The sequence below is a fragment of the Nocardia anocheti genome (genome assembly GCF_029675105.1).
Lineage (GTDB): Bacteria > Actinomycetota > Actinomycetes > Mycobacteriales > Mycobacteriaceae > Nocardia.
In genome coordinates, this window is the sequence record NZ_JAQQFV010000007.1 from 42,002 (window position 1) to 60,339 (window position 18,338).

19 protein-coding genes are annotated in these 18,338 nt (G+C 71.0%); 17 read left to right on the plus strand and 2 right to left on the minus strand.

Going from position 1 to position 18,338, the window contains the following annotated elements; genetic code table 11:
* Nucleotides 1-40 precede the first annotated feature (40 nt).
* The 9 genes from QC180_RS19155 to pdxS all read left to right on the plus strand — a co-directional run bounded on the left by QC180_RS19155 (nt 41) and on the right by pdxS (nt 8,917).
* Nucleotides 41-532, plus strand: coding sequence for a TIGR02611 family protein (locus tag QC180_RS19155; protein WP_278264144.1), 492 nt, complete (start codon nt 41-43; stop codon nt 530-532).
* Entirely contained in the window at nt 529-1,200 is a 672-nt protein-coding gene (locus tag QC180_RS19160) for a (2Fe-2S)-binding protein (RefSeq protein WP_278264145.1), read from the plus strand. The genes QC180_RS19155 and QC180_RS19160 overlap by 4 nt, the downstream gene beginning before the upstream one ends.
* A gap of 212 nt (nt 1,201-1,412) precedes the next feature.
* Nucleotides 1,413-3,470 (plus strand): threonine--tRNA ligase, encoded by a 2,058-nt coding sequence (thrS, locus tag QC180_RS19165; RefSeq protein ID WP_278264146.1) that lies wholly within the window; start codon nt 1,413-1,415, stop codon nt 3,468-3,470.
* Complete coding sequence (locus tag QC180_RS19170; protein ID WP_278264147.1) at nt 3,467-4,027, plus strand: ATP adenylyltransferase; 561 nt, start codon at nt 3,467-3,469, stop codon at nt 4,025-4,027. Before thrS ends, QC180_RS19170 begins: the two co-directional genes overlap by 4 nt.
* Before the next feature lie 5 nt (nt 4,028-4,032).
* Nucleotides 4,033-4,710 (plus strand): phosphatidylinositol phosphate synthase, encoded by a 678-nt coding sequence (gene pgsA, locus QC180_RS19175; protein ID WP_278264525.1) that lies wholly within the window; start codon nt 4,033-4,035, stop codon nt 4,708-4,710.
* Nucleotides 4,707-5,630 (plus strand): phosphatidylinositol mannoside acyltransferase, encoded by a 924-nt coding sequence (locus tag QC180_RS19180; RefSeq protein WP_278264148.1) that lies wholly within the window; start codon nt 4,707-4,709, stop codon nt 5,628-5,630. Before pgsA ends, QC180_RS19180 begins: the two co-directional genes overlap by 4 nt.
* Nucleotides 5,627-6,751 carry a glycosyltransferase family 4 protein gene (locus QC180_RS19185; protein ID WP_278264149.1) on the plus strand — a complete coding sequence of 375 codons (1,125 nt, stop codon included), beginning with the start codon at nt 5,627-5,629 and terminating at the stop codon, nt 6,749-6,751. Before QC180_RS19180 ends, QC180_RS19185 begins: the two co-directional genes overlap by 4 nt.
* Nucleotides 6,751-7,797: an NUDIX hydrolase gene (locus QC180_RS19190; RefSeq protein ID WP_278264526.1), complete on the plus strand. Its 1,047-nt coding sequence runs from the start codon at nt 6,751-6,753 to the stop codon at nt 7,795-7,797. Before QC180_RS19185 ends, QC180_RS19190 begins: the two co-directional genes overlap by 1 nt.
* A gap of 199 nt (nt 7,798-7,996) precedes the next feature.
* Nucleotides 7,997-8,917, plus strand: a complete 921-nt coding sequence (gene pdxS, locus QC180_RS19195) for a pyridoxal 5'-phosphate synthase lyase subunit PdxS (protein ID WP_278264150.1) — start codon at nt 7,997-7,999, stop codon at nt 8,915-8,917.
* Nucleotides 8,918-8,963: 46 nt separating this feature from the next.
* On the opposite strand, the gene QC180_RS19200 is transcribed toward pdxS, so the two are convergent.
* Complete coding sequence (locus QC180_RS19200) at nt 8,964-9,752, minus strand: hypothetical protein (protein ID WP_278264151.1); 789 nt, start codon at nt 9,750-9,752, stop codon at nt 8,964-8,966.
* Nucleotides 9,753-9,949: 197 nt separating this feature from the next.
* On the opposite strand from QC180_RS19200, the gene QC180_RS19205 reads away from it, so the two are divergent.
* The 5 genes from QC180_RS19205 (at nt 9,950) to QC180_RS19225 (ending at nt 15,190) form a co-directional block, all read left to right on the plus strand.
* On the plus strand, nt 9,950-10,684 hold the full coding sequence (locus tag QC180_RS19205; RefSeq protein WP_278264152.1) for a sulfite exporter TauE/SafE family protein: 735 nt from the start codon (nt 9,950-9,952) through the stop codon (nt 10,682-10,684).
* Nucleotides 10,685-10,722: 38 nt separating this feature from the next.
* A complete protein-coding gene (locus QC180_RS19210) occupies nt 10,723-11,679 on the plus strand; it encodes a hypothetical protein (protein WP_278264153.1) in 957 nt (318 codons plus the stop codon).
* Between the two features lie 44 nt (nt 11,680-11,723).
* A complete protein-coding gene (locus tag QC180_RS19215; protein WP_278264154.1) occupies nt 11,724-12,524 on the plus strand; it encodes an inositol monophosphatase family protein in 801 nt (266 codons plus the stop codon).
* A 39-nt stretch (nt 12,525-12,563) separates the two neighbouring features.
* A complete protein-coding gene (locus tag QC180_RS19220; protein ID WP_278264155.1) occupies nt 12,564-14,522 on the plus strand; it encodes a nucleotidyl transferase AbiEii/AbiGii toxin family protein in 1,959 nt (652 codons plus the stop codon).
* Nucleotides 14,523-14,689: 167 nt separating this feature from the next.
* Nucleotides 14,690-15,190, plus strand: coding sequence for a WKL family lipoprotein (locus QC180_RS19225; RefSeq protein ID WP_278264156.1), 501 nt, complete (start codon nt 14,690-14,692; stop codon nt 15,188-15,190).
* Nucleotides 15,191-15,252: 62 nt separating this feature from the next.
* Here the strand turns inward: QC180_RS19225 and QC180_RS19230 are convergent, their stop codons facing one another.
* Nucleotides 15,253-15,864 (minus strand): nucleoside/nucleotide kinase family protein, encoded by a 612-nt coding sequence (locus QC180_RS19230; RefSeq protein ID WP_278264157.1) that lies wholly within the window; start codon nt 15,862-15,864, stop codon nt 15,253-15,255.
* Nucleotides 15,865-15,943: 79 nt separating this feature from the next.
* Here QC180_RS19230 and QC180_RS19235 point away from each other — a divergent pair, with 79 nt between their 5' ends.
* From QC180_RS19235 to QC180_RS19245, 3 genes are all read left to right on the plus strand, one after another.
* Nucleotides 15,944-16,765 (plus strand): acyl-CoA thioesterase, encoded by an 822-nt coding sequence (locus QC180_RS19235; RefSeq protein ID WP_278264158.1) that lies wholly within the window; start codon nt 15,944-15,946, stop codon nt 16,763-16,765.
* A gap of 45 nt (nt 16,766-16,810) precedes the next feature.
* Nucleotides 16,811-17,428: a pyridoxal 5'-phosphate synthase glutaminase subunit PdxT gene (gene pdxT, locus QC180_RS19240; RefSeq protein ID WP_278264159.1), complete on the plus strand. Its 618-nt coding sequence runs from the start codon at nt 16,811-16,813 to the stop codon at nt 17,426-17,428.
* A 91-nt stretch (nt 17,429-17,519) separates the two neighbouring features.
* A complete protein-coding gene (locus tag QC180_RS19245; RefSeq protein WP_278264160.1) occupies nt 17,520-18,275 on the plus strand; it encodes a YebC/PmpR family DNA-binding transcriptional regulator in 756 nt (251 codons plus the stop codon).
* The last annotated feature ends 63 nt before the right edge of the window (nt 18,276-18,338 follow it).

The window sequence follows — 18,338 nt, forward strand, 5'->3', positions numbered from 1 at the left end:
GGACTACGCGTGCGCGGCGGTCGGCTCGTAGGCTGGAACGATGATCAGCGAGCCGACCGCCGACGCCACCCGCGCCGACCTCGACTCCGGTGACCCGGGGGATTCCACCGAGGCACCGGACCGGTGGACGCGCGCGAAACAGCGCCTGCGCGCCTTCCGGGAACACATCGCCGACCGCCCTACCCTGAACTTCGGCTATCGCGTCGTGGTCGGACTGGTCGGCGGTGTGGTCCTGCTCGTCGGGATCGTCACCATCCCGTACCCCGGCCCGGGCTGGGCGCTCGTCTTCGCGGGATTCGGCATCCTGGCCACCGAGTTCGTCTGGGCGCATCACACCCTGCGGTGGGTTCGCGGGAAGTACCGGATCGTCATGGACTGGTACACCTCGCGCGGCCCGACGATCAAGGTGCTCGGCGCGGTGGCGACCTTCGCCCTCGTCCTGGCGACGCTGTGGCTGCTGGGCACATATTCGATGGTGGCAGGGTGGATCGGAGTCGATTGGCCATGGTTGCGCAGTCCCCTGATGTCGTGAGCACCGTCCCCGGACGGCTGCTCACCGATCCCGCCTGGGTCGCGGCCCGCATCGAGGAGATGGGCCGGACCTGGGGCACCGACGTGCCCCGGGTGGCGGGCACGCTGTGGTGGTGCATGGTCGCCTCGACGCTGGTCGAGCCGGTCACCCGGGCCTACGCGACGGGCGGCCCGGCCCCGGTCGCCGCGCTCGGTGACTTCGACTGCGAGGTACGCCCGGACGGCGGCGTCGAGCACGTGGCGTTCCGGCGGGTCGCGGTCGACGCCGACGGGCGCGCCGTGCGCTCGGATGTCGGCGGGGAGCGCGGCGCGTGCGCGGCCGAGGAGGTCGGCGAGGCGCTGCGGGCCACCCTGGCCGCGGTGATCGCGCAGGTCGCGGCCGTGTCCGGGGCGGGGATGCCCGCGCTGTGGGCGATCGTGGCCGACGCCGTGGGCAACCGCGCGCTCGACGCGGGCGCCCCGGAGGTGGGTGCGCGCCTGGCCGCCGACGTGGGCGCGCGGCTGCTGCCGCCGCGGTTCGTCACCGTCGGCGCGCGCACCTTCGTCAAACGGATCTCCTGCTGCCTGGTCTACGAGGTCGCGGGCTGCCAGATGTGCACGAGCTGCCCGAAACGTCCCGCCGCCGAGCGGGCCGAGCTGCTGGACCGGCTCGCGCGCCCGTCGCGCTGACCGGGCCGCTCGCCGACCTCCGGAGTTCGCGACATCGCGCGCTGTCGGGCGTTTTCGGCGCGTCCGCGTCGCGGGCGTCGCACAACACGCGGGCCCCCGGTCCGTCGACACCGCCGGTCGACGCGCCCGATAGCATGGGCGACGGCGCGGGATGGACCCCGCGTTCCCGCCGGACGGACCCGGCGGACATCACTGTCAAGGAGAGCATTCCCGTGACCACCTCTGCACCCATCAGTCCTGTCGCCCTCGTCCGGGTGCAGGCCGGGACTACCGCGGGTGCCGCGGTGCGGGAGGCGGGCTTGCCGACCAAGGGCCCGGACACCATCGTCGTGGTGCGCGACGCCGAGGGCGCGCTCAAGGACCTGTCCTGGATCCCGGACACCGACGTCGAGGTCGAGGCCGTCGCCGCCAACACCGAGGACGGCCGCAGCGTGATCCGGCACTCGGCCGCGCACGTGCTCGCCCAGGCGGTGCAGCAGGAGTTCCCCGAGGCGCAGCTGGGCATCGGCCCGCCGATCAAGGACGGCTTCTACTACGACTTCCGGGTCGAGCGCCCGTTCACCCCCGAGGACCTGGCCAAGCTGGAGTCCCGGATGAAGAAGATCGTCAAAGGCGCGCAGCGCTTCTCGCGTCGCGTGGTCGAGGTCGACGACGCCCGCGTCGAGCTGGCGAACGAACCGTTCAAGCTCGAGCTGATCAGCGACAAGTCCGGCATCGACGACCCGGAGATCATGGAGGTCGGCGGCAACGAGCTGACCATCTACGACAACCTGGACCCGCGCACCGGCGAGAAGATCTGGGCCGATCTGTGCCGCGGCCCGCACATCCCCACCACCAAGTTCATCCCCGCCTTCAAGCTCACCCGCTCCTCGGCCGCCTACTGGCGTGGTGACCAGGACCGCGAGGACCTGCAGCGCATCTACGGCACCGCCTGGGAATCGACCGAGGCGATGGACGAGTACCTGCACCTGCTGGCCGAGGCCGAGCGCCGCGACCACCGCAAGCTGGGGCTCGAGCTGGACCTGTTCAGCTTCCCCGACGAGCTCGGCTCGGGTCTGCCGGTGTTCCACCCCAAGGGCGGCATCATCCGCAAGGAGATGGAGGAGTACTCGCGCCAGCGCCACATCGACGCGGGCTACGAGTTCGTCAACACCCCGCACATCACCAAGGGTCACCTGTTCGAGGTCTCCGGTCACCTCGACTGGTACCGCGACGGCATGTTCCCGGCCATGCACCTCGACGCCGAACTCAACGACGACGGCACCGTGCGCAAACCCGGCCAGGACTACTTCGTCAAGCCGATGAACTGCCCGATGCACAACCTGATCTTCCGCGCGCGTGGGCGTTCCTACCGGGAGCTGCCGCTGCGGCTGTTCGAGTTCGGTTCGGTGTACCGCTACGAGAAGTCCGGCGTGATCCACGGCCTGACCCGGGTGCGCGGCATGACCCAGGACGACGCGCACATCTACTGCACCAAGGAGCAGATGCACGCGGAGCTCACCACCACGCTGCAGTTCGTGCTCTCGCTGCTGCGCGACTACGGTCTCGACGACTTCTACCTCGAGCTGTCCACCAAGGACCCGAAGAAGTTCGTCGGCTCCGACGAGCTGTGGGAGGAGGCCACCGAGACCCTGCGCAAGGTGGCCACCGACTCCGGCCTGGACCTGGTGCCCGACCCGGGCGGCGCCGCCTTCTACGGCCCGAAGATCTCCGTGCAGGCCAAGGACGCGCTGGGCCGCACCTGGCAGATGTCGACCATCCAGCTCGACTTCAACCTGCCCGAGCGCTTCGACCTGGAATACACCTCCTCCGACGGCACCAAGCAGCAGCCGGTGATGATCCACCGCGCGCTGTTCGGCTCGATCGAGCGGTTCTTCGGCGTGCTCACCGAGCACTACGCGGGCGCGTTCCCGGCGTGGCTGTCGCCGGTGCAGGTGGTGGGCATCCCGGTCGCGGAGAACTTCGCCGAGCACCTGGACGACGTGATCGAGCGGCTGCGCGCCGCGGGCGTGCGCGCTCAGGTCGACCGCAGCGACGACCGGATGCAGAAGAAGATCTTCAATCAGACCGCCCAGAAGGTGCCGTTCATGCTGCTGGCCGGTGCGCGCGATGTGGAGGCGGGCGCGGTGAGCTTCCGCTTCCGTGACGGCACCCAGGTCAACGGTGTGCCGGTCGACGACGCCATCGCCACCATCACCCAGTGGGTCGGGCACCGCGTGAACACCTCGCCCACCGCGGAGGGTTTCGAGGTCGTCAAGGTGACCTCATGAGCGAGAGCATCGCCTCGGAGGCGTCGGCGGGGTCGATCGCCGACGCCGGGGCCGGGCAGCCCGACCGCCTGCAGCGGTTGTGGACGCCGTACCGGATGTCCTACATCACCGGCGCGGTGAAACCCAAGGACGCCACCGGGCACCCGTTCACCGATATCCCCAAGATGTCGGACGAGGACGGGCTGATCATCGCCCGTGGTGAGCTGGTCTACGCCGTGCTCAACTTGTACCCGTACAACCCAGGGCACATGATGGTGGTGCCGTACCGCCGGGTAGCCGACCTGGAGGACCTCACGCCCGCCGAGAGCGCGGAACTGATGTCCTTCACGCAGCAGGCCATTCGCGTGATGAAACGGGTCTCGCGGCCCGCCGGATTCAACGTGGGCCTCAACCTCGGCGGGGTGGCCGGTGGTTCGCTCGCCGACCACCTGCACCAGCACATCGTTCCGCGCTGGGGTGGGGATGCGAACTTCATCACCGTGGTCGGCGGGGTGAAAGTGATGCCGCAGTTGCTGCGCGAGACGCGGCAACTGCTGGCGGAGGCGTGGGAGGACTGACAACCGTGCTCAGCTTCTTCGGCCGCCAGACGTTTGCGAAAGCGACTGCGCCGCTGGGCAAAGCGCTCGTCGGGACGGGGTTGACCCCGGACGCGATGACGCTGATCGGCACCACCGCGACGATCGCGGCCGCGGTGACCCTGTTCCCCTCCGGACACCTGTTCTGGGGGACGATGGTCATCTGGCTGTTCGTCATGTTCGACATGCTCGACGGCGCGATGGCCCGGGCGCGCGGCGGCGGCACGAAGTACGGCGCGGTGCTCGACGCCACCTGCGACCGGGTCGCCGACGGCGCGATCTTCGCCGGGCTGGCCTGGTGGGCGGTGTATCACGAGCAGAGCAAGTCGCTGTTCGTGGCGACGCTGATCGTGCTGGTCACCTCGCAGGTCATCTCCTACGCCAAGGCGCGCGCCGAGGCCAGCGGACTCTCGGCCGACGGCGGGCTCATCGAGCGGCCGGACCGGCTGGTCATTGTGCTGGTCGGCGCCGGATTCACCGGGATCGGCGGCCACTGGGGCATCGAGTGGCTGACCTGGGCCGTGTACGTGGCCATGTGGGTGCTGGCGGTGCTGAGCATCGTCACCGTGTTCCAGCGGGTGCTCGCGGTCCGCAATTCGCCGGGCGCGCGGGTGGTCGTCCCGCCCGCGCCCCCGGCGCCGCAGGCGGAGGGAACGGCGTCGTGACACTCGGCGAACGCGTGAGCGACTGGGGTTACGCGGCGGGCTGGCGACTGGTGCGCGCGGCACCGGAACCGCTGGCGCGCAAGGTCTTCGACGCGGGCGCCGACCGGGCGGCCCGCGACGGGGGACCGGTGCAGTTGCGCCGCAATCTGGCCAGGGTCCTCGGCGTGACACCCGAGGAGGTGCCCGCGGAGCTGATGCGGGCGAGCATGCGTTCCTACGCGCGCTACTGGCGGGAGGCGTTCCGGCTGCCCGGCATGGACCACACCACCATCGACTACTACGTCGACGGTCTCGAACATCTCGACGCGGCCCTGGAACGGGGCCGCGGCGTCGTCTTCGTGCTGCCGCACTCGGGCAACTGGGACATGGCCGGGGTGTGGCTGGTGCAGCACTACGACACCTTCACCACGGTGGCCGAGCGGCTGAAGCCGGAGTCGCTGTTCGAGCGGTTCGTGGCCTATCGCGAGAGCCTGGGCTTCGAGGTGTTCCCGCTGACCGGGGGCGAACAGCCGCCCTTCGGCCAGCTCGCCGAGCGGCTGCGCCAGAACCGGATCGTGTGCCTGATGGGCGAGCGCGACCTCACCGGCAAGGGCGTGCCCGTCGACTTCTTCGGCGAACGCACCTGGATGCCCGCCGGGGCGGCCAAGCTCGCCATCGAGACCGGCGCCGCGCTGCTGCCGGTGCACGCCTGGTTCACCACCGAGGCCGACGGCACCGAGGGGTGGGGCCTGAAAACCGGTGCGCCGGTGGATGTCTCGGCGGGCGTGGCCGCGGCCACCCAGGCGCTCGCCGACGAGTTCGCGGCCAATATCGCCCAGCACCCGGCCGACTGGCACATGCTGCAGCCGCTGTGGGAGGGCGACTTGTCCGAAGAACGGCTGGCACGCATCGCGACTCAGCAGGCCGCGGGGCCGCGGTGAAGATCGGCATGGTCTGCCCGTACTCGTTCGACGTTCCCGGCGGGGTGCAGGCCCATGTGGTCGAGCTCGCGCGGGTCTTCCTCGAACGCGGGCACAAGGTGAGCGTGCTCGCCCCCGCCTCCGACGACACCCCGCTGCCCGACTTCGTGGTGTCGGCGGGGCGCGCGGTGGCGATCCCGTACAACGGCTCGGTGGCGCGACTGTCGTTCGGGCCGATGGCCTACACCCGGATCCGCCGCTGGATCGACGGCAACGACTTCGACGTGCTGCACATCCACGAGCCCAACGCGCCCAGCCTGTCGATGCTGGCGCTGAAGATCGCCGAGGGCCCGATCGTCGCGACCTTCCACACCTCGACCACGAAATCGCTGGTCCTGAGCACGTTCCAAGGCGTGCTGCGGCCGTATCACGAGAAGATCAGCGGCCGGATCGCGGTGTCCGAGCTGGCCCGGCGCTGGCAGGTGGAGGCGCTGGGGTCCGACGCGGTGGAGATCCCCAACGGGGTCGACGTGTCGGCCTTCGCGCGGGGCCCACTGCTCGACGGCTACCCGCGCGCGGGCAAGACGGTGCTGTTCCTGGGGCGCTACGACGAACCGCGCAAGGGCATGGACGTGCTGCTGGGCGCGCTGCCCACGCTGGTCCGGCGCCACCCCGACGTGCAGATCCTCATCGTCGGACGTGGGGACGAGGACCGATTGCGCCGTGAGGCGGGCGAGCACGCCGGGCACCTGCGTTTCCTCGGGCAGGTCACCGACGCGGAGAAGGCCGCGGCCATGCGCAGCGCGGACGTCTACGTGGCGCCGAACCTGGGCGGGGAGAGCTTCGGCATCATCCTGATCGAGGCGATGGCCGCGAGCACCCCGGTGGTGGCCAGCGAACTCGACGCCTTCCGCCGCGTCCTGCGCGACGGCGCGGCCGGACTGCTCACCCCGGTGGGCGACGCGGCGGCGCTGGCCGAAGCCATCGACACCGTCCTCACCGACGAACAGACCAGGGACCGCCTCGTCCGCACCGCCACCCAGGTGGTCGCCGGATACGACTGGCCGGTCGTCGCCGAGCAGATCCTGCGCGTGTACGAGACCGTCACCGTCGGCGACGCCACCGTGCGGGTGGCCGGATGATCACCTTCTCCGCGACCACCGTCCTGATCCTGGGCCTGGTGGCCCTGCTCGTGCTGGCGCTCGGCGTCTGGGCCTACTCCACGGCCAACCGCCTCGACCGACTGCACGTGCGCTCGGACCAGTCCTGGCAGGCCCTCGACGCCGCGCTGGCCCGGCGCGCGGTGGTGGCCCGCGCGGTGGCCATGGCCGTGGCCGGACCGGCCAGTACCGATCCGCTGCGCGGTGACCGCGCCGCCCAGCTCGCGAGCCTCGCCGACCGGGCCGAACGCGCCGACCGGGCCGACCGGGAGACCATCGAGAACCAACTCTCCGCCGCGTTGTCGCTGGTCGACATCGAGCAGTTGCGCCCCCAACTCGTCGCCGAACTCGCCGACGCCGAGGCCAGGGTCCTCATCGCCCGCCGCTTCCACAACGACGCGGTGCGCGACACCCTCGCGCTGCGTACCCGTCGTCCGGTCCGCATCCTGCACCTGGGCGGTACCGCGCCGCTGCCGCACTACTTCGAGATCACCGAACGCGCGACCCCGGCCGCCGCGACCGGGCTCGAGGTGCACACCACCCGCACCACCGCCCGGGTGGTGCTGCTCGACGAGCAGGACCGGGTGTTGCTGCTGCGCGGGCACGATCCGATGGTTCCCGAGGTGGCCTTCTGGTTCACCGTCGGCGGCGGCGTCGAGCCGGGGGAGACCCTGCGCGACGCGGCCGTCCGCGAGATCCACGAGGAGACCGGCCAGCGCGTCGACCCCGCCACCCTGCGCGGCCCGCTGTGGCGGCGGGTGGCGGTGTTCCCGTTCAACGGCGAACTGGTGCGCTCGGAGGAACTGTTCTTCACGCTGCGCGCCCAGCGGTTCGAATGGCGGCCCGCCGCGCTCAACGCTCTCGAGCGCCGCACGATCACCGATCACCGCTGGTGCGGCCCCGCCGACATCCGCGCGTTGGAGGAGAAGGGCGAGGCGGTGTACCCGTACCACCTCGACGAACTGCTCGCCGAGGCCGTCACCGCGGCCGCCGACGACACCGAACACGTCGTCCGCTCGATCCGCTGAAACGATCGAGTCCACACCGCGTCGTGACGCGGCCCACGATGCTCCGGTGACGCGGGCCACCGGAGCAGGCCAGCGGCCGGTGGTGACGGCATCGCCGCTGGTCGTGGCAAGGCCAGTGGACCTCAACTGGCTATGAAGGCCGATTTCGGACGGCTCTAGAATCGACGGTGTCCACCACCGAGCGACCTGATTGGCGCCCATGACACAGGAGACAGCCGTGACTACGCCTGAGACCACCACCACCGTCGGCACCGCCCGCGTGAAGCGCGGCATGGCCGAGATGCTCAAGGGCGGCGTGATCATGGACGTGGTCACCCCCGAGCAGGCCAAGATCGCCGAGGACGCGGGCGCCGTGGCCGTGATGGCGCTCGAGCGCGTGCCCGCCGACATCCGCGCCCAGGGCGGCGTCTCCCGGATGAGCGACCCGGACATGATCGACGGCATCATCTCCGCGGTGTCGATCCCCGTGATGGCCAAGGCCCGCATCGGCCACTTCGTCGAAGCGCAGATTCTGCAGAGCCTCGGCGTGGACTACATCGACGAGTCCGAGGTGCTCACCCCCGCCGACTACGCCAACCACATCGACAAGTGGAACTTCACCGTCCCCTTCGTCTGTGGCGCCACCAACCTGGGCGAGGCCCTGCGTCGCATCACCGAGGGCGCGGCCATGATCCGCTCCAAGGGCGAGGCGGGCACCGGTGACGTCTCCAACGCGACCACCCACATGCGCACCATCCGCGCCGAGATCCGTCGCCTGACCTCGCTGTCGGCCGACGAACTGTTCGTCGCCGCCAAGGAACTGCAGGCCCCCTACGAGCTGGTCCGTGAGGTCGCCGAGACCGGCAAGCTCCCGGTCGTCATGTTCACCGCCGGTGGCATCGCCACCCCCGCCGACGCCGCCATGATGATGCAGCTCGGCGCCGAGGGCGTGTTCGTGGGCTCGGGCATCTTCAAGTCCGGCAACCCCGAGCAGCGCGCCGCCGCGATCGTCAAGGCCACCACCTTCTACGACGACCCGGACGTGCTGGCCAAGGTCTCGCGCGGCCTGGGCGAGGCCATGGTCGGCATCAATGTCGAGGAGATCCCGCAGCCGCACCGCCTGGCCGAGCGCGGCTGGTGATCTTCGCTCCGGCGGACATCGCCTCGCGGTGTCCGCCGGAGTGCTGTCACGGCCGTTCGAGGTCGAGCGCGTCCCCGAAGTCCTCGGCGTACCCGACGACGAGCAGGTCGCGTTCGGGCAGCAGGACCCCGAGTTCGTGCCAGGCGATGGATTCGGGCAGACCGTAGAGGTGGATGAGGTCGGAGACCACGGCCGCGGCCTCCTCGACGGTCGGTGCGGTGGGTCGGTCGAAGGCCAGCAGCGCGGCACCGATCGCGACATGGCGGTAGCCGTGCCCGGCCATCCGCCGGATGACGGCGTGATTGGCGAAGATGGTCCAGTCGTCGGCGAAGTAGCCGTTCGGGATGCCCGCGATGGCCAGGTCGTCGCGGTCCACGGGGACGCGCTGGACCACGACGGTGGGGTCGAGGGCGCGGTCGGGGGCGTGGTTGAGCCGCACGAGGTGGTCGAGATCGGTCTCGGTGGCCGCCCGGCTGCCCGGCAGCGACGCCCAGTCGACACGGCGGTCGGGATCGTCGAGGAGGGCGGCGATATGCGCGAGGGTCGCGGTCTCGGCGCGGTGCACGGCCGCCGGGTCGTCGTAGTCGTACTCCTCGACCTCTCTGTCCTCGTCGAGGACGTGGGTGGCGTGCATGCTCGTGTACGCGCACTGGTTCAGGTCGTCGTAGGTGCACAGCAGCCGGGCGTCGGGGTGCGCGGCACGCAGCGCCGTCAGTGCCTCGCGGAGGTCGGCGAAACCGGTGACGCCGTCGAGCCGCGCGACGGAATGGGAATCGAGGCGATCACGCACGCCGGGCTCGCTGGGTTCACCGGGTTGGAAGAGCGTTGTCTGCACCCTGCCATCGTGGCACGGGTCACCGACGAGCAGTGCGCGTGAACATGGTGGGGCGAAGGCGGATTCAGGCGCGCGGGGCGGGGTCGTAGCGGGCGCTCAGAACCGGATCGCCGGTTCACCAGCTTCCGCAACACCCCCGTGCGGGCCGGTTAGCACCGGCAAGGAGCTGCCACCTGGGCATACCGTACAGTCGGTCCGTGACCGTGCTCGACTTCTTCCTGCTGGTCGTCGCGGGATTGTTCACCGGCTTGATCGGGTTCGTCACCGGGATGGCCTCCATCGTCTCCTATCCGGCGCTGTTGGCCGTGGGACTGCCGCCGGTCACGGCCAATGTCACCAATACCGTCGCGATGGTCGCCGTCGGCGTCGGGGCGACGGCGAATTCCGGGCGCGAGCTGACGGGGCGGGGGGCCACGCTGGTGCGGTGGGCGGCGCTCTCGGCCCTCGGTGGGCTACTCGGCGCGCTGGCCCTGCTGGTGGCGCCCGAGGGGACCTTCGAGGTGGTCGTGCCCTTCCTGGTGGCCATCGCCTCGCTCGCGCTGCTGGTGCAGCCGGTGGTGCGGCGTCATGTGGGTGAGCTCAGCGCACCGTGGATCGTGCCGCTGGGCATTCTGCTGATCTCGGTCTACGGCGGCTATTTCGGCGCGGGCGCCGGGGTGATCTACCTGTCGATGATGCTGCTGTGCACCTCGGAATCGGTGTGGAGCGCCTCGGTGCTCAAGAGCTTCCTGCTCGGCATCGCCAATCTCGTCGCCGCCATCGGCTTCGCGGCCTTCGGGCCGGTGCACTGGGGTGCGGCGCTGGCGCTGGGCGCGGGCGCCTTCGTCGGCGGCTGGTGCGGGCCGCCGGTGGTGAAGGTGATCCCGCCGGGCGTGCTGCGGGTCGGCATCGGCGTCGCGGGTCTGGGGCTGGCGGCGTACCTGGCGCTCTAGCCGCCGGTTGTCGGTGCGTGGCCCTAGGGTCGTGAAATATGGGTTACGACATCAGCTTTCATCCGATCGACCTGCGGCTCGTGGAGGAACGGCTCACCCCGTTCCTGGCCGGGCGCGGCAGCGACGACGACCTCGACGACCTGGTCGCCGACGCGGTCCGCCAGGCCAAGGTGCGCTTCCGGGCGAACGCGTGGGGGCTCGGCACGCTGAAAGCCTGTGCCCGCACCGATTTCGACGCCTCCCTCTACGTCTGGGGCAGGCCGTTCTTCGTCACCGCCGACGCGCCGGAGGCCGTCGCCGAGACCGTGCTGCGCTACACGAAGGCCGAGGTCGGCGAGGTCGACGAGCTGGCCCGCACCCAGCTCGCCCAGCTCGACCGGGCCCTGCTCGACCGCGTCGAGCCCGACACCGCTGGGACCCTGCCCGCCGACGAGCACCTCGCCACCGGTTTCCGCTGGAAACTCGATCTGCTGCGCGAGGCCGCCGCCGCGGTGCGCGCGGGCAGGCCGAGCATCCGCAATGCCGACGGCGACGACATCGACGCCGCGGACGCGCTGACCGGTAACGCCCAGTTCGCCCTGGTCGAATTCCTCGCCGCGCTGCTGCCGGGCTGGATCCAGCGCGGTCGACTCTGGCCCACCGAACTGGCCGAATCCGCCGCCACCGACGGCTACGCCCCGCTCGGCGGCAACGACCCGCTGCTCGGGGTGCTGCCCGCCGAATTCCCCACGCTGACCTGGGAATCCAACTGGACCATCCCCACCAACTACGCGATCGGCGGCTACGCGGCACCGGCCGAGGTGGGTCCCCTGCGCGACTGGCTCGCCCGCAATGCCGAACCCCTCGAGGCGGTGGGGGACCAGTGGAACGACCGCGCGTCCGTGCGGCTGGCGCTGCGCAAGATCGACGAGGCGCTGGCCCTGGCCGAACTCACCGGGTCGGGCTTCGCCGAGGCCGCCGAGATCTACATCCCGATGGAGGGCAGCATGAACTGAAAGTTTCGCTGTCCGGATGCGCCCGAGCCCGTAGCCTGGAAGAGGTGCACCATTCGGATATCGAAATCGCCATTCGCGCAACGCAAGTCGCATCCGGAGCCATTCGGGACGCGTTCCGGGAGCCGGTCACCCGGCACGCCAAGCACGGCGACGACTTCGCCACCCACGCCGACCTCGCCGCCGAGCGGGCCATCCTCGACCTGCTGACCAGCGCCCGGCCGGGGGACCGGTTCGTCGCGGAGGAGTCGGGAGTCACCGGTTCGGACGCGGGGGAGCGCGTCTGGTTCATCGATCCCCTGTGCGGGACGCGCAATTTCGCGGTCAAGACCACCACCGCCGCGGTCAATGTCGCGCTGCGCGTCGGTACGGAGGTGACCGCGGCCGCCACCGCCGATCCCTTCGCCGCCGAGGTGTTCTGGACGACGGGCGAGGGCGCGTTCGTGCGGCACGAGGGCCTCGACGCGCCGTTGATCCCCTCGGCCGAGAGCAGGCTCGTCGACGTCGACCTGGACAATCCGTTCCCCTGGTCGACTCCGGCGCGTCTGTTCGACGCGACCGGGTTCGCCGGGCGGTTCCACGCCAGGGTGCTCTCGACCTCGCTGGCCACGGCCTGGGTCGCCGCCGGGCGTCGCGCCGCCTACGTCACCGGGGGCGACCTGCGCGACAGCGTGCACTTCACTGCCGCCATCGCCCTGTGTCAGGCCGCGGGTTGCGTGGTCACGGGGCTGGCCGGACAACCCTTACACAGCGCGCCGCACGGGCTGATCGCCGCCGCCGACGCCGACACCCACGCGCGGCTGGTCGGGGCGGTCACCGGGTTACGGGAGATCCGCGCGGCCGGATAGCCCGACGAATCCGGTTGCGCGTGCTGTGATCATGAACAGGTGAGTACCGAGGTCGAGTTCGTCGGCAATTTCGAGATCCATCTGACCGTGCGCGCCGCGAGCGCGACCGAACTCGCCGCGGTGGAGAGCTTCGGGGTGCGGCGGGAGATGAAGTTCACCCATATCGTGCTGGCCCGGGGTCGCGTCGCCGACCAGCCGATGCTCACCCTGCGCCACACCGGTGACCTCGCGAGCGTCACCGCGCTCGCCGAGTCGGCCGCCGCCGACCTGCGCGCCGCGGACTTCGCGCTCATCCGCACGAAGATCGAGGCCGACTATCGGGCGCGTGGCGTCCCGGCCACCGATCGCCGTGCGCGGGAACTGGGTTCCCGGTACTACTTCGAACACCACATCAAGGTCGTGCTGCCCGCCGACGCCGACCTCGTGGCGCTGGCCGCCGCCTGCGCCGGGCACCACGCGCACGTGTCGGCCAATGCCCGGCGGGTGCGCGAGGACGGCCGCGCCGAAAGGTTCGTCACCCAGCGGTGCACGCTGTCGGGCAGGCACAGCGCCGAGCACCGGCTCGGTCTGCTGCGCGCGGTACTGCGCGAGCACGGCTACGAGATACTGTCCACCGAACAGGAATTCGTGGTCTTCGACAGCGACGAATCGGTCGACGACGGCTGGCTGTCCGCAGACGGCGGCACCGCGCCGGTGACGCCGTGGCGGCATGCGCCGCGCGGTCCGTGGCGCGCCGAACAGCATCGCGTGCCCACCGAGCCGCCGACGAACGACCGGGTCGACCCGGCGCGGTTCCCGGCGACGCTGCTGCCGGTCGGTGGGGTCGGTGTGCGGCAGCGGCCCGTCTTCGATCCGGCCTTCGCGGACCGCTGGCACGGGATGCGGTTGAGCGAACCGGCTTTCGACGACGACACGATCGCCCGTACCTGGCGCACCGCCCGCCGCGCCGCGTTGGACCACGTCCTGGCCGGGCTCGCCGACACCCCCTGGGCCGAACGGGTGATGGTGCGCGGCAGTGTGCTGCTGCGCGCCTGGTTCGGCGAGGACGCCAGGGAGCCCGGTGATCTGGATTTCGTGGTGCTCGACCCGACCTGGACCCTGGACGACCCGCGCACCGCCGCCGCGTTCGACGAGATCGCCGCCGCGGCGACCGCGCGGGCGGCCCAGCCCGACAGCACGGTGCGCATCGATCCCGCCGCGGCGGTCTCCGACCAGATCTGGACCTATGACCGCGTGCCGGGCCGCCGCCTGCTCCTGCCCTGGTCGAGCATCGAGCCCGGCGTCCCCGGCGGCAGCGTGCAACTGGACTTCGTCTTCGGTGAACAGCTACCCGAACCGCCGGTCCGCACCGAACTCGCCCGGCTCGCCACGCCCGGCCCGGCCACGATCCTGCTCGCGGCGAGTCCGCGGTTGTCGCTGGCGTGGAAACTGCTGTGGCTCGCCACCGACATCTACCCCGAGGGCAAGGACCTCTACGACGCGGTCCTGCTGGCCGAGCACACCGACCTGCCACCGGCGTTGTTCCGCGCGGTGACAGCCGACGCGGACGACGGCCCCTGGGTGGCGGACTTCGCCGACGGTGCCACCTGGGCGCAGGCGGCCGACTGGCCCGAATTCGCCAAGGACCACCCGCTGCTGGTGGACGAACACGACGCCTACGTCTGGCGGCTGGCCACCGCCCTCGCGGCCCTGCGACCCGAAGGCATGGCCGGTGCCGTGGCCCGGCTGACACCACGGGAGACCCTCGGGCTCGAAGATCTGCGCGCGGCCTTCCGGACCGGGGGATTGCCCGCGCTGGCACCGGCTCTGGACCGCTACCCGCGCGCCACGGTGTTCCGACTGATGACCGTGCGCGCGGTGCTCGGACCCGAGACGTGCACGCTGCGCGAAGCCGCCGAGGTGCTGCTGCGCATGCCGGTGCCCGCCGACAGTGTGCTGCCCACCCGGGTCGACCCGCGCGTGATCGCCGCGAGGCTGGAATCGGTTGCCTCGACCTGAACCTCGGCACAGCGCGCACCGGCGGGCATTGTGTGTGTCTCAGAGTTTCCTCAACATCACTCGGTAGCGTGCGCGCCGTGGCATCGTGGCCCGCGTCGTACGGGCGCGCGGCCCGTGCCTCCCGCCCACCGGGCGAGAACGAGTGACCCGAGATGAAGGACGAGTGGATGAAGCTTCGTAGGACCGGACGTGTGGCGATCGCTGGCCTGGCCGTGGTCGCCGCGCTCGGCATGAGCGCGTGCAGTGACGACAAGGGCACGACCACCGCCAAGCCCAGCACGAGCACCTCGAGCTCGGCCGCGGCCACGCCCAGCGCGAACCTTCCCGCGGTGCCGACCGTGGAGCAGCTCAGCGAGCAGCTCAACACCGCGCTGGACCCGTCGATCCCGAACGAGCAGAAGCTCGAGTTCGTGCAGGGTGTGGCCGCCGATCCGGAGCTGCCCAACCGTCTGGCCCAGGCCGCCAAGGACGCGGGCGTGCAGGTGCAGGTCACCGAGGTGACCTCCTTCGGCGACAGCGTCAACGCCAAGGCCAACTTCACCGTCAACGGCCAGACCAATGTCGTCGACGTGCCCTTCGTCGCCGACAACGGCACCTGGAAGGTGCAGCAGGCCTGGGCCTGCCAGATGCTGACCAACTTCGGCCAGCAGTCGGCCGCCTGCGCCTGATCGGTGCGCGAGGCCCCGCCGGGAACACGTTCCGGGCGGGGCCTTCGCGCGTTCGGGAGCGCTCAGCCGACCCGCAGGGCGGGCCGGTCCGGGTGGTCCCAGCGCAGCGTCCACGTCGCCGCCTCGGGATTTTCCGCGGCGTGGGCGGCCAGCGCGGGCAGGGTCCAGTGCTCCTCGGGCGGGGTGCGGCGCAGGGCCGCCGGTGGGCTCAGTTCCAGGCGCACGGTGAGGTCGAAGTCGAGGTCGCGGCCCAGCAGCATCGGGCCCGCCGTCACCACCACGAGATCGGCGGGCGCGGTGCGCACGGCGGCACGGGCGGACCGGTCGCGGTCCTCGTCCCAGAGGGCGGGCAGCCAGCGGCCGGTGGCGCGCAGCGGGACGAGGATCTCGCGGCGCAGCGCGTCGTAGTCGAACCAGGCGGTGCGATAGGACCATTCGTCGTCGCGGCCGTACTCCATCCGCAGCGAGGCCGGGCGGACGAAATCACGCAGCGCGACCACCTCGGCCGAGCGGCCCCCGGCCCCGAGCGTCTCGGCGATCCGCTCGGCCAGCTTTCTCGGTGCGGCCGCGTCGGGCCCGTCGACGGCGAGCACGCGGCGCCCCGGCAACCTCGTCAGCCGGTCGGCGACGAGTTCGGCGAGCGCCGAGGGGGACAGGGGCGTGAACGACGGCACCGCACTATCACAGCAAATTCCGCGCCACAGTGCCGAGCCGGACAGACCGGACGGTCGGGGACGGGATAATCTCGGGCACATGGCGACTATCGAAGAGGCGCTCGAGATCGAGCAGCTGGAACGCGACATCTTCCGTGGTGCGGCGACCGAATCCCAGCTGACGCGCACCTTCGGTGGTCAGGTCGCCGGGCGGGCACTGGTCTCGGCGGTGCGCACCGTCGACCCCGACTACCAGGTGCACTCGCTGCACGGCTACTTCCTGCGCCCGGGCAATCCGGAGGCGCCGACGGTCTACCTGGTGGAGCGCATCCGCGACGGCCGCTCCTTCTGCACCCGTCGGGTCACCGGCGTGCAGGACGGACAGGCGATCTTCATGATGTCGGCCTCCTTCCACCGTGGCGACGAGGGGCCCGAACACCAGGACGTGATGCCCGCGGTCGAGGCGCCCGAGGGCCTGCCCGACGCCAGCGTCACCATGAGCCCCGAGCGGCTGTGGGCCATGCGCGAGTGGGAGCACTGGGACATCCGCACCGTCCCGCAGGACCAGGTCGTGGCCCGCGACGGCGCGGTCTCCCCGCAGCAGGTGTGGTTCCGGTACCGCCACCCGCTGCCCGACGACCCGCTGTTCCACGTCTGCACGCTGGCCTACATGAGCGATATGACGCTGCTCGGCTCGTCCAAGGTGGCCCACCCCGGCGTGCCCACCCAGGACGCCTCGCTCGACCACGCCATGTGGTTCCTGCGCCCCTTCCGCGCCGACGAGTGGCTGCTCTACGACCAGTCCTCGCCCTCGGCCGGGTTCGGTCGCGCGCTGACCGGCGGCAAGATCTGGGACCGCGAGGGCAACCTGGTCGCCGCGGTGGTCCAGGAGGGCCTGATCCGCACCCCGCGCCACACCTAGGGCGTGAGCGGGCGCACACCGGCGCGGCTCGTAAGCTCACCGGCTGTGAACGCAACCTCGACCGACCGGCCCACCATCGGTGTGCTCGCCCTGCAGGGCGACGTGCGCGAACACGTTGCCGCGCTGGAGCACTGCGGTGCCAGGGCGGTGCTGGTGCGCCGCGAGTCGGAGCTGGCCGCGGTCGACGGACTGGTGCTGCCCGGCGGCGAGTCCACCGCCATCTCCAAGCTGCTGGTGGCCTTCGACCTGCTCGAACCGCTGCGCGCGCGGCTGCGCGACGGACTGCCCGCCTTCGGCTCCTGCGCGGGCATGATCCTGCTGGCCTCGCAGGTGCTCGACACCCGCGCCGACGCCCAGCACCTGTCCGGCATCGATATGACGGTGCGGCGCAACGCCTTCGGCCGCCAGGTCGACTCCTTCGAGACCGACCTGGACTTCACCGGGCTCGACACGCCCGTGCGGGCCGTGTTCATCCGCGCGCCGTGGGTCGAGCGGGTGGGCGAGGGCGTCGAGGTGCTGGCGCGGGTGCCGCACGGACCCGCCCAGGGGCGCATCGTGGCCGCGCGGCAGGGCGATGTCGTGGCGACCTCGTTCCACCCCGAGGTCACCGGCGATCTGCGGGTGCACGAGCTGTTCGTCGACCGGGTTCGTTCGGCGCGGTAACGCCCGCGTCCACGGGCGCGCGCGGCCCGAGTAGGCTGGATCGAGCTTGTCCGCCCGGGCAGACGCGCAACCGACCTGAAGGAAGTAGGGCATGAGCGGCCACTCCAAATGGGCCACCACCAAGCACAAGAAGGCGGGAATCGACGCCAAGCGCGGCAAACTCTTCGCCAAGCTGATCAAGAACATCGAGGTGGCGGCCCGCACCGGTGGTAGTGACCCTGCGGGCAACCCGACGCTGTACGACGCCATCCAGAAGGCGAAGAAGTCGTCGGTCCCCAACGACAACATCGAGCGCGCCCGCAAGCGCGGCGGCGGTGAAGAGGCCGGTGGCGCCGACTGGCAGACCATCATGTACGAGGGTTACGGCCCCAACGGTGTCGCGGTGCTCATCGAGTGCCTCACCGACAACCGCAACCGCGCCGCCGGTGAGGTCCGTGTCGCGATGACCCGCAACGGCGGCAACATGGCCGACCCGGGTTCGGTGGCCTACCTGTTCGGCCGCAAGGGCGTGGTGACCCTCGAGAAGAACGGCCTGTCCGAGGACGACATCCTCGAGCACGTCCTCGACGCGGGCGCCGAAGAGGTCAACGACCTGGGCGAGGCCTTCGAGATCATCAGCGAGCCCGGCGATCTGATCGCCGTGCGCTCGGCGCTGCAGTCCGCGGGCATCGACTACGACTCGGCCGAATCCGGCTTCCAGGCCTCGGTCTCGGTCGCCGTCGACGCCGAGGGCGCCCGCAAGGTGCTCAAGCTGGTCGACGCCCTGGAAGACAGCGACGACGTGCAGAACGTCTACACCAACGTCGACATCTCCGACGAGGTCGCCGCCCAGCTCGACGACGAGTGATCTCCTCGCGCACCCACCCAGCCCCGGCCGGAAACGGTCGGGGCTGAGTGCTTTCCGCTCCCC